The organism is Nonlabens sp. (assembly GCF_047636915.1).
Taxonomy (GTDB): domain Bacteria; phylum Bacteroidota; class Bacteroidia; order Flavobacteriales; family Flavobacteriaceae; genus Nonlabens.
On the sequence record NZ_JBLIGN010000077.1, the window covers coordinates 1 to 11,749 of the forward strand.

Sequence of the window (11,749 nt, forward strand, 5' to 3'; positions counted from 1 at the left end):
CCTGCTTATTTGAGACAAGGTGTAGAATTAGATAAATTACCACAAGAAGGAGATAGATCAAGAACGACCCTTTCTACGGATGAGAATAACGAGATTCAGCTGCGATCGAATAACAATTCTTTTTTACATGATAATGTAGATTAGAAATAGGACTTGTAAATTGCAAAGACCCAAATACGGCTATGGTATTTGGGTTTTTTATGGCACAACTAATTCGTATTTTTGATAGCAATTAGATGGGTTTTACACTTAATTCTGTAAGAAAATAACAAAGTATAAATAGAGCTTTTGCCGTGTTTACTAATATAAAAGTAGGTGATGCAATTTATAACCACCACACTTTAAATTTAATTGGGTATTAATGAGTAGGGTTCATTACAATAGGTATAATGTAAATGCTACAACTTTTGATAGGAGTAGCCTAAATAGAAAAGAAGATTATGAGTTTAGAGAAAGATATCATGACCGCCATTAAAGAGGCGATGAAAGCAAAGGATCCAATAGCACTTGCTGCATTAAGAGCTGTAAAGAGCGAAATTTTATTAGCTAGAACTTCTGGTGTAAGCGCCGATTTATCAGAAGAAGATGAAATCAAACTGATACAAAAGCTTGTAAAGCAACGCAAAGACAGTGCGCGTATATTTTCAGAGCAACATAGAGAAGACTTATCAGAGCCAGAAATTGCTCAAGCAGCAGTTCTAGAAAAGTTTTTACCAGAGCAAATGAGTGAAGAAGAAATTACTAAAATTGTTTCTGAGATCATTGCAAAAATAGGGGCGGCAGGAATGAAAGATATGGGTAAAGTCATGGGAATGACAAATAAAGAGCTTGCTGGAAAAGCAGATGGAAGAACTATAAGTACAGTTGTAAAGTCACAACTAACTTAGTCTTAACCGTGATTTAATCTTAAAAGTAGCTGCAAGAAATTGCAGCTACTTTTTTTTTGCACTATGGAGATCACATACTGATGTTTCTAGAGAAGAGAAGTCGAGAGGCTTCTCTTTTTATTTAAAAATTTATGTATAGAGTTGTTCGTTGGCACTTTAAACGTTGTTCTGTGTCCGTCAGGCAGCTGTTTTTCTATTGGACCATTTAAACCAAGCAATACCTATAGTTGCAGCAACTACAGAGGCTGTTATTATGCCCACTTTTGCTATCTGAAGCAGCCTCTCATCGTTTAAAGAAAGCTCTGCGATAAAAATAGACATGGTAAATCCTATACCGGCCATCATGGATAATCCACCTATGTCACTCCAGCGAATGTCTTTAGGTAATTCACCTAAATTGGATGTTACTATTATAGAAGAAGCGCCTAAAACACCTATCAATTTACCCAAACAAAGACCTACAATGATACCAATGCTGATGGGGTGTAAAAGCATCCCTAAGACATCTCCTTTTAATGTTACCCCTGCATTTGCTAACGCAAACAATGGCAATATATAAAAATGAACTAGGGGGCGTATTTTTTGTTCCAGACGCTGCAGGGGAGAAAGGATTTTTTTACTATCATTTATTATTTCAGTAATAATTCCTACTTGGTTTTCTTTAAGAAGCTTATGGTCTGTATAGGAAGTGTCGGAGAGTTGTGTAGCTCTCTTTTTAATTCTAGTAATAAAAGTTGATTCGTTAATAATAGATCGAGCTGGAATGCAAAAGGCTGCCAGCACTCCTGCTAAGGTGGCGTGCACCCCAGACAGGAAAAGAGCAAGCCATAACCCAAAAACTCCAAATATAAAGTAAAACCATACGTTTCTGACTCCCATAAGGTTTCCTGCGAGCATTATAGAGAAATAAATTCCTGCGGCTAATAGGTTGCTTATATCCAAGCTACCACTTAGAAAAAAGGCTATAATTAAAATAGCGCCTATATCGTCTGCAGCCGCTAAAGCGGTTAAAAATGTTTTAGAACTATCAGATACTGCCTTCCCAGCCAAAGCTAACAAGCCTATTGCAAAAGCAATATCTGTTGCCATAGGAATTCCCCATCCATTTGCTCCTTCACCATTATAATTGAACAGTATATAGAGGAGCGCGGGTACTACCATCCCTCCTAGGGCACTTATTAGAGGTAGAGATGCTTTTTTTACGGTAGAAAGCGCACCTACCATAAACTCTCTTTTTACCTCAAGACCTACCATAAAAAAGAAATAGGCCATCAAAAAATCGTTGATCCAATAATGCAATGATTTAGTTAACTCAGATCCTTCAAAGCCTATAGTGAGTTTGATATTCCATAAGTCATGATACGATTGAGACCAAGGGGAATTTGCCCATGCCATAGCAACTACTACCATAACAAGTAAGATAATACCTAAAGATGAGCCTGTAGTGAAGAAGTTCTGGGTCAATTTTGAAAGTCTCTTGGTGTAATCTTTTATCATTTTATTGATTTGGATGAATTTCTAAGTTAGGCATTTAAAAGCTAAACGTTCCTAAGGTATTCTTAGAATTGGTTGGAGTGTAAAGGAGTGCACTGTTCCTGTGGAAAATAAATGCTCTCGCGGTGTTTGTGATTGTTTCGCTTTCGCGAAAGCGGAACCGCATTCGTAAATGACCTAATGAATTTTTTATTTATTCTTGTGCAACCCAGTCAAAATATTTTGCGGTAATTTGATCTTTATTTTCTAAAATATATTCTTTAAAAGCAAGAGCCGCTGGAGAAAGTTTTTTCTTCTTAAGCCATATCAAATTCCATTGCGTTTGGATAGGCAGTCCTTCATAAGGAATCATATGAATGTCTCCTCTATCTATCGCGTTTTTAATCCCTATCAGAGGCATAATGGAATAGCCAATACCCGCAATTACCGCTTGTTTAAGTGCTTCATTTGAGGTCAATTCGATTTTTTTATTGGCCATTAAGTTTTTACCTTGGATAAAGTTTTCCATGGCATTTCTAGTGGCAGAACCTTGTTCTCTATACAACAAAGGTTCGTGAGAAAAAATCAGTTCTTTTTTGCCTTTTCTGTTCTGTTCTCTATCGGTACTGCCTACCAAATACAGCTCATTTTTCATAAGAGGTAAGGTGTTGAGATCAAGATGTTCAGGTAAAACAGACACTAAGCCAAAATCAACTCTATTCTCTTCTAGATCATGAATGACATTTTTTTTATTAGTCACATCCATTGAAAAATCTACCCCACTGTGCTCTTTCAAAAACCCAGAAAGGAAGTATGGCATCACGTATTTACCGGTGGAAACAATGGATAGCTTTAGTTTACCTGCTAGTTTGCCTTGATATTGATTAGTCTTATGGTCTATGGTTTCGACCTCTTCCAAAATTCGCTTTGCTATGTCTGCTATTTCATGGCCAAAGTCTGTTACATAAAGCTGCCTTCCTATAACTTCACTCAATGGAATTGGAAACTGCTCTTGAAATTTTTTGAGTTGGATGGAAACAGCCGGCTGAGTAAGAAACAATGCTTCTGACGCCTTAGTGACACTTCTTTTTTCTACTATTTGAAGAAATATTTGAAGCTGGTGTAATGTGTAATGCATAATCTTTGCTTATGTATCTCATTACAAATATAAATTAAAATTAATGAATTGAACTATGCATCTTTGCAAGGTATATTTTAATCCTATAATTCATGTTACAGCAATTAAAAACCAGAGGATCTAATGAACACTCCACTCCAATAGAGCGATCATTGCATCTGTTTCAAAATGTTAAATGGGATCGTTTTCATCAAGTGCTGAGGTATATAGGTACCGCATTATTGAGTGTGGCTTATCTGGTTGTCACTGTTATTTGCGTTATAATGGAACACCCTATGTCATCTTATTTAATACTGCCGTTTTTTATAGTTTTTCTAATCGCTGCAATAGCAATATTATCTCAAATTAAGAATATTAAAAACAATAATTAATATGTCAACAAGTAAAGAAGTACTGCATAAAGTTCAATTAGTAGATGGAATATTTACACCGACTGAAGCATCAGACGTTATAAGTAGTCTCATCAGAGAAAAGATCAATTTTCATAAGTTACACAGACTATCTATGTGTGAAGGAAATGTAAATAGTGATACTGCTTATGACGATAGCCGTGTAACTGAGTTAACTGAGGAACGGAAAGAATTCAAAGCAATTTGTAGAGAAGCAAAATTAATGGGTAAAAAAATTAAAATCAATGGTATTCTAGAAATAGAAATCATAGATTAATTCAGTTCTTTAACAAATCACTATGGATTTACATCTTTTGACAGATAACCTGTCGAATCCCGCATTGCTGTTTTTTATTTTGGGAATATTTGCTTCTCAAGTAAAGAGTGACCTTGAAATTCCTAAAAGCTCTTCTAAGTTTATTTCGCTTTATTTATTGTTTGCTATCGGATTTAAAGGTGGCCAGGAGCTATCGCATAGTGATTTTACAGCCGATATTTATTGGGCTGTTTTCATAGGAATCGCTTTGGCCATAATAATCCCTTTATACACGTTCTTTATTCTCAGACTTAAATTTTCTATTGAGAATTCAGGAGCAATAGCAGCTGCTTATGGTTCTGTAAGTGCAGTCACTTTTGTTACTGCTATTAGTTATTTAGAATTGGAAGGGATACCGTTTGGTGGTCATATGGTCGCGGTAATGGCGCTCATGGAAGCACCTTCTATTATTGTAGGCGTACTTTTAATGAGCTTGTGTTCTAAAGGGGAAGATCGATCTGCCAGCAAGATATGGGGACTTGTCAAACATGCTATTACTAACGGCAGTGTGCTCCTTATTCTAGGAAGTCTGGTTATAGGTTACATAGCAAGCGATGCTCAAGCTGCTGGGATAAAGCCTTTTACGACAGATTTATTCAAAGGCTTTCTAGCGGTGTTCTTATTAGATATGGGAATTACTAGTGGAAAAAAAATAGGTGTTCTTATTAAAAAGGGTTGGTTTGCATTAGTCTTTGCAATCGCAGTGCCACTTGTAAATGGTTGTGCCGTTGCTTTGTTATCTGGTTACGTCTTACAGGAAGCTGGTGACCGCTTATTAATCGCCATTCTAGCAGCAAGTGCCTCCTATATCGCGGTTCCAGCAGCTATGAGAATTGCAGCTCCTAAAGCAAATCCAAGTATCTATTTACCGATGGCTCTTGCCGTAACATTTCCACTTAACATAACCGTAGGATTGCCTTTGTACTTGTATTTGATACAATGAAACATCTGAATGATTCTTTCCTCTTTTATTATATAAATGCAAAGAGTCACATTCAGATGGTATCTATCAGCTAGTATATAAGCTTCAACAAGTAGGTTGCATCAGCCATTAATACTTGTAATAAACCATAATTTAGTTCCATAGTGTCAATAATTAATATTGGGCAATTCCTCACTTTAAATTTTCTAGATAGGCAAGCCTTAAAAAATGAATCAGATGTAGATGGAAATCAAATGATCTAGAGTTTGATAACGTTCAAGCGCTTAATTCTAGCATGCGATTTGACAGATAAATTTTTATCGAGTACAGAGAATTTAAATAAACTTCAAACACATAAAATTCTCAGGTAGGAGCCCTAGACTAAAACAACGCCTAATAGTACGTAAAAGTTCCAATCTTTAATATCAAAGAGAACAAGGCCTCTTGAACTCAGGTTACTTACAGATGTTTAAGCCTGTTTCATTAGCACTTTATAAGCAACAAATACGCTGATCATTTGAGAAATATAGTTGGTAAATAAGTTTTTATCGATCTCTCTATCTTCCTGTTATAATGAACTTGTTTCTTAAGTATTGGAGGTTGCCTCAGGATTAACTTTCAGAGATAAAACTTCATGGATCTTTGCCATCCAATCTTCCATAATTGATTCTGAGATATCTAAAGCTGTACTGCCATTTCCATAGGGTCTAAACTGCGCAATGCGTCCGTGAAACAGTCCGATTGTAGGAACTCCAGAAGAGCTTGCTAAATGCATAATCCCACTATCTGCTCCTACAAATATGTCACAGCAAGCCATAACAGATGCTATTTCTCTAATATCCTTGCTATAAAATGAGGTGGCTTTAAAATCAATTTGTGATACGTTTTCAGCAGGTAGAATTTCTAGAATATTACAATCATGAAATTCTGATAATAAATTGGAGTAAAACTGAGACCACCAAAGTTTTGAATAGCACTTGTCCCCAGTTGCGAAAGTGAATAGAGCAATAGTTTTTTCTTTCCTTCCTTTTAAGGAATTTAGTTTCTCTTTTCCATTATGCAATTCCTTTTTTGAAAGTTTAATGTCCAGTAAGGGAATTTCTTTTAAAATTTGTAAAGAATCTTCTGGATATAAGGCACTACGCAATGCAATTATAGCTTCTTTACCATGATGGATAGTTTCAGTTTTTGTCTTCTCCATGTCTTCATATTCATAAATTTTATAAGTAGCAGGAGTGATTTTAGTCAGCAGTTTTCCCGAAGAAGAGCATTTTACAGTATTGATAATAAGATCATACTTTTTGAAGGGCATTTTAATCCATACTAGAACATACTTTAAAATACTTTTAAATGGTTTTCTAGGTAAAAGAATAAAGTTTTTTACCTCGTGATAATTTTGAAATACAATCGGCGAAAGTGGTCCTCTGGTTATCATATCAATTGTTGCATTAGGGAATGTAGTTGTTATCTCGTTTACTAAGGGAGTAGTGAGCAGTATGTTTCCTAAGCGATGGTTAGGCCTTACAATCAATATTCGCTTGATTTTATTATTTTCTATCCCTTTTAAGCGCTGTTGATGAAGGTCATTACCTATTTTATTTGTTAAATAACGCATTAGTTTTCTTCTAAAACGGTCAACTGTATTTGGAACTTTCATTGTTATTAATTTAGCGTGTAATTTAAATTTGATCTAAAAAGAAAACAAGATTTTTGCGTTAATGTAAAGAAATTATAATGTAATAAATGAGCTTACTTTTATTTATAAAGAGTTAGGAGTAGGTTACAGAAAACTAGGCGCTTATGGAATATGGACAAAGCCTTTATTTCTAAGTATTAAATATTGATGATGCTATTGGTATGGCATTGAAAGTTAAAGTTAAAGTTTTTTGAAAAAATGGAGCCACATTATTCTATGGTTGTTTCGATCAATAAGTGCATCAACTTTCGCGACTTGATGTTTTAGTTTGGATAAAATTTATCATGTCGTATAAGTAAATGGAAAAGTTTTAAATTTGAAAGGAAGGTAAATACAAGGATAAGATTCGGTGCGGTTTTAATTTTTATTTCAAAACAGATAAGAAAGAGCGCTTTATAGGAAGCTTTAGGATATGACAAATGAATAAGAAATTATTCGATATGAAGAGGAGGTTATGAGTGACAATTTAAAGCAGCGTATGTGTGCCAAATTAATGAAAATGCACCAAGATGGAAGTGATACATGATGAGGTTTTGATTTAACCGTGCCAACTTACCAAATACTCTCCGCTTTTACTTTTTGTGAGGGTTACAATCATGCATCCAGGTGATAATTGAGATGTATGATCGCTCTTCTAATGGGAGAGAGCTAATTCTTGTGTAAAGATTCAAATATTTTTCGGGCTAACAAAAAAGCGAAATTCTAGAAGCTATCGAGACAGTAACAAAGCTTTTAATGATTCTTTTCAAAGGTAAAATGCAGGGTGGCGTGGCAAAGACAGAACATGGCGCAATTTTGTATTCCTTAGTTATCATAAGCGCGTGATGGAAATGCTATAAAGTATAGATAATATTGCTTTTAATAACCTGGAGGAACGTATGGACAACTATCTGAAAAATAAAATTCTAAATAGCAAGCATATTTATATAACTCATAATGAATTTTCCAGTGATCTACATATCAGTAGCTTAGTCATTTCGAGGCTACTTAAGAAAATGGAGAATCAGAATAAAATCAACTCAAAAGGAAGTTGTATTGAAGTATTGTAACAACTGTTAAATAAATTAAAGATTCTTGACCCTACATTTGTTCTTCAGAAAAGGAGTAATGGATATAGTTGAAATATTAGGATTTACAGGAGCCTTTTTAATAGGTTTAATTTTGGGGCTTATAGGTGGAGGTGGTTCCATTTTAACGGTTCCTATTCTTGTTTATGCGCTTTCATTTAATCCTGTAATCGCTACAGCTTACTCTCTTTTTGTAGTAGGTTCTTCCGCTGCTGTAGGTGCAATTAAAAATATGATGAAAGGAAAGGTGGATTTTAAGACTGCCTTTACTTTTGCCATTCCAGCATTTATAGCTATTTATCTCACCAGAGCATTCCTTATTCCATCCGTGCCAGATGAGCTTTTTGAGGTAAACGGATTCGTTGTTACAAAAAATTTAGGGATAATGATGTTTTTTGCCATTGTAATGCTTTTCGCAGCGATAGGTATGATAGCTCATAATACACCAAGAGTAACACAAGAATATAAGTACCAGCCACCTAAACTATTATTGATCATTTATAGCTTGATCATAGGTTTCGTGACTGGTGCAGTAGGCGCTGGTGGAGGTTTTTTGATCGTACCTACCTTGGTGATATTTGCTAAGTTATCCATGAAAAAGGCAGTGGCAACTTCTTTATTTATAGTAGCAATCAATTCCTTAATAGGTTTTACGGGCGATATGCAACATACAGCAGTGGAGTGGGGTTTTCTTATTCCTTTTACAAGTTTATCTATTGTAGGAATTTTCGCAGGTATTTGGTTGAGTAAATTTATTGATGGTAAAAAGCTCAAAAAAGTATTTGGTTGGTTTGTTTTAATTATGGGTGTTTATATTATTTATAAGGAACTGACTAGGTAGTAGGAGTTACCTAAAAATACTTAGTTTCTATTAATGGTCTATAGAATGGATTCAACTGATATCTAAGTGCATTTCACTTTAGGTTATAAATCCCGTTGGCTTTTATCGATATCATCCTTGAGGTAATAAAAGTGTTTTTCTAGGTTGGGTGTCTAAATGTTTTATTGTCTTAAAATGGCTGTTGAAAAGTGATATTCAATTGCGCAGTCATAAATTTATACTACAGATTTCTCGTGCGCATGGTATGGGTTATTAAAATGTGTCACGCTATTAAAAATTAGGTACACTCAGATCATGCGTACAGGTCTTTTTTGAATGCTTGTGTTTGGTTATGGTAAATGAAAAAAAGAAGCCTGTGAAATATGCAATGGGGATTTCTTGAAAATAAAAATCGTTATTCTAGTTGCCATAATTCGTGAATTGGATGGGATTCCAAGTATATGTGAAGCACGATTGATAAGATGGCGTAGCATATTCAGGGCTTCCTATAAGATCATAAGGTGGTACTCGCAATAACTGTAGATTATAAGCCTACCCATTGATACCGTTTATTCGGTATCACAAAATTGTTTCCTTCAACCTGTCGATAAGAGTTTCTTCACTCATTGTGAATGCGTTACAGATTTTATTTATTCTATTCGTTTATGAAAGTCTTGGTACTTTCTATACTCTTAAAACAAATAAAATCCACACTTTTTTTAAAGCATGGATTCTGGAGTGATGGTGACTACGACAGGATTCAAACCTGTGACCGCTGGAGCCGAAATCCAGTGCTCTATTCAGCTGAGCTACGTAGCCGTCATAAAGTTCAAAGATACTGTTAGTTCTTATTAAAAAGAAAGAACTTTGCTATAGTTGTTTACTTCAACCTAATAAAATATTTTTTGGCAGTAGGAGTGAATTAAATCCCGCCAAATCGCTTAAAAGCCTCCCGTTCCAACTCTTCCTTAAAATCAGGATGTGCAATACTTATTAAAGCTTTTGCACGTTGTTTTAAGTTTTTGCCAAACAAATCGACAGTACCATATTCAGTCACTACGTTATGCACATGAGCTCTTGTAGTTGTTACACCAGCGCCTTCTTTTAAGTAGGGAGTAATTTTAGAAATACCTTTTGCAGTGGCAGCAGTCATTGCAAAAATAGGTTTGCCGCCTTTAGATAGAGACGCACCTCTTATAAAATCCATTTGACCACCTACGCCGCTGTACTGTCGATTTCCTATGGTGTCAGCACAAATCTGACCAGTTAAGTCTATCTCTATAGCGCTGTTAATAGCGGTTACTTTAGGATTACGCCTTATTATAGCCGTGTCGTTCGTATACGCTGCCTCCTTAAAATGTACCAGCGGATTGTCATCCACAAAATCGTATAGTTTTTGAGAGCCCACGGCAAAGCAAGTAACAATTTTCCCTTTTTTTACTACTTTGTCTTCTCCTGTAATCACACCACTTTCAACAAGAGGTAAAATGCCATCAGAAAACATTTCTGTATGGATTCCTAAGCGTTTATGATTGCTTAAGTTATCTAAAACCGCATTGGGAATATTGCCTATCCCCAATTGTAAAGTAGCACCATCTTCTATAAGATTTGCTACATGAAAACCTATACGCGCTTCAATTTCAGAAATGGGAACACCGCCAGAAATCCCTAGACTACTCGTATCTTCCACTGCATAGTCAATATCACGCAGGTGTATGATTCCATCGCCATGCGTTCGTGGTACATTAGGATTGATTTGTGCAATAACAATTTTGGACGTTTCTACAGCCGGTAACGTGATATCTACAGATGTTCCAAGGGAACAGTATCCATGTACATCTGGTGGTGATACTTGAATAAAAGCCACATCTATGGGCAGTATATTTTTTCTAAAAAGAAGGTGTATTTCACTTAAAAAAATCGGAATGTAATCACCGTTTCCTCCGTTTACAGCGCCGCGTACGTTACTACCTACAAAGCAGCTGTTCACATGAAAACTCTTGTTATATGGTTCTTGTGTGTAAAGCGCAACACCTTCTGTGTGAACTTGTATGATTTCTACATCCTTGAGATCTTGATGACGCTGGCAGAGTGCATTGATCAGTAAGTTAGGGGTCATCGCAGCACCTTGAAAAAATACCCGCTGTCCAGAGGACACAAAATTGACGGCTTCGGCTGGAGTAATCGTGTTTAATAACATAAGTTATATCATTTATAATTTAAACTGATAAAAATAAAATCGTATTTTAATTTGTTGTTTTGAGAGGATAAGCACAAGTTTTTTGGTTTAAAATCAACAGAGAAAGCCCTTAAAACATTTAACTATTATAGTACCTGTAATAGTTTACCTTTTCTCAATTAAGGCAAAAATTATAAGCATAGCTGTCGTTATAGTTGTAAGTTTCCATGTACAGAAAAGGGAAAAGAACTGAAAAATCAAAAAAGCTATAGGTGATGAGTATCAGCTATTGCGTTACTTTTAAATCATATATAAAGAGCCCGCCACAGCAGGCGTTTTTTCTTACCCTACAAACAACTATGACTATAAGTATAGTCGTAGAGGAGGACAATTCTTATCGTTTTTAGGAATAAAATCTGATGTTTTTTCAACAGTATATTTTTTAAGGTTTTCGATAATGGGTACTTATTGCTAATCAGTAATTCCTAGTTGGATAGCTATAGGTTTTAAAAAGAAAGTCTTTTTATCTTATCAATGATAGCCATAGATAGCACCATATAAATTATGGAAGAATAAGGTGCAAAACGCTTGCTGTGTTTCTTAGATGGAAGGCAGCTCAAACAGCCCGGAATACTTTTTATAATTTAAAGTCCTAAAAGCGAATAATCAAAATCGCTTTTTGGCTTTTTAGCTTTTCGCAACATCCATAAACCTTCGGCTACAGGGATTTCTAAATCGAGTGCTCCATCCATTTCATTTTCCATAAACCAAAGACCTGTTATAGCTTTTTTTTGTAAATTTAAATTCCCATTATAGGTAACGTCAAATTCGTGTTCTAAGTTCTCTGTAGTGAATCCGTCTT

Annotated in this window: 9 protein-coding genes, 1 tRNA gene and 1 pseudogene; 5 read left to right on the plus strand and 6 right to left on the minus strand. The window is 35.3% G+C overall.

Features of this window, described 5'->3' with window-relative positions; all coding sequences use genetic code 11:
* The first annotated feature begins 440 nt into the window (after nt 1–440).
* Nucleotides 441–887 (plus strand): GatB/YqeY domain-containing protein, encoded by a 447-nt coding sequence (locus tag ACJAT0_RS10515; RefSeq protein ID WP_415181616.1) that lies wholly within the window; start codon nt 441–443, stop codon nt 885–887.
* 177 nt (nt 888–1,064) lie between these two features.
* On the opposite strand, the gene nhaA is transcribed toward ACJAT0_RS10515, so the two are convergent.
* Complete coding sequence (gene nhaA, locus ACJAT0_RS10520; protein ID WP_415181617.1) at nt 1,065–2,384, minus strand: Na+/H+ antiporter NhaA; 1,320 nt, start codon at nt 2,382–2,384, stop codon at nt 1,065–1,067.
* A gap of 190 nt (nt 2,385–2,574) precedes the next feature.
* Nucleotides 2,575–3,498: a LysR family transcriptional regulator gene (locus tag ACJAT0_RS10525; protein ID WP_415181618.1), complete on the minus strand. Its 924-nt coding sequence runs from the start codon at nt 3,496–3,498 to the stop codon at nt 2,575–2,577.
* Between the two features lie 92 nt (nt 3,499–3,590).
* Between ACJAT0_RS10525 and ACJAT0_RS10530 the strand changes: the two genes are divergently transcribed.
* From ACJAT0_RS10530 to ACJAT0_RS10540, 3 genes are read left to right on the plus strand one after another with little or no spacing between them, the layout of a single operon-like run.
* The gene (locus tag ACJAT0_RS10530) at nt 3,591–3,869 is read left to right on the plus strand and encodes a hypothetical protein (RefSeq protein WP_415181619.1); all 279 of its coding nucleotides are present in this window, start codon (nt 3,591–3,593) and stop codon (nt 3,867–3,869) included.
* A gap of 1 nt (nt 3,870) precedes the next feature.
* Nucleotides 3,871–4,164, plus strand: a complete 294-nt coding sequence (locus tag ACJAT0_RS10535) for a hypothetical protein (RefSeq protein WP_374003749.1) — start codon at nt 3,871–3,873, stop codon at nt 4,162–4,164.
* A gap of 22 nt (nt 4,165–4,186) precedes the next feature.
* Nucleotides 4,187–5,146 (plus strand): sodium-dependent bicarbonate transport family permease, encoded by a 960-nt coding sequence (locus tag ACJAT0_RS10540; protein ID WP_374003748.1) that lies wholly within the window; start codon nt 4,187–4,189, stop codon nt 5,144–5,146.
* A 565-nt stretch (nt 5,147–5,711) separates the two neighbouring features.
* Here the strand turns inward: ACJAT0_RS10540 and ACJAT0_RS10545 are convergent.
* Nucleotides 5,712–6,782 carry a glycosyltransferase family 9 protein gene (locus ACJAT0_RS10545; RefSeq protein ID WP_415181620.1) on the minus strand — a complete coding sequence of 357 codons (1,071 nt, stop codon included), beginning with the start codon at nt 6,780–6,782 and terminating at the stop codon, nt 5,712–5,714.
* A 1,146-nt stretch (nt 6,783–7,928) separates the two neighbouring features.
* Between ACJAT0_RS10545 and ACJAT0_RS10550 the strand changes: the two genes are divergently transcribed.
* Nucleotides 7,929–8,729 carry a sulfite exporter TauE/SafE family protein gene (locus ACJAT0_RS10550; RefSeq protein WP_415181621.1) on the plus strand — a complete coding sequence of 267 codons (801 nt, stop codon included), beginning with the start codon at nt 7,929–7,931 and terminating at the stop codon, nt 8,727–8,729.
* A gap of 721 nt (nt 8,730–9,450) precedes the next feature.
* On the opposite strand, the gene ACJAT0_RS10555 is transcribed toward ACJAT0_RS10550, so the two are convergent.
* The 3 genes and pseudogenes from ACJAT0_RS10555 to ACJAT0_RS10565 form a co-directional block, all read right to left on the minus strand.
* Nucleotides 9,451–9,527: transfer RNA gene (locus tag ACJAT0_RS10555), tRNA-Arg, on the minus strand.
* A 103-nt stretch (nt 9,528–9,630) separates the two neighbouring features.
* Nucleotides 9,631–10,908: an acetyl-CoA hydrolase/transferase family protein gene (locus ACJAT0_RS10560; protein WP_415181622.1), complete on the minus strand. Its 1,278-nt coding sequence runs from the start codon at nt 10,906–10,908 to the stop codon at nt 9,631–9,633.
* Between the two features lie 623 nt (nt 10,909–11,531).
* Nucleotides 11,532–11,749 (minus strand): annotated as a pseudogene (locus ACJAT0_RS10565) (hypothetical protein); the annotation flags it as partial.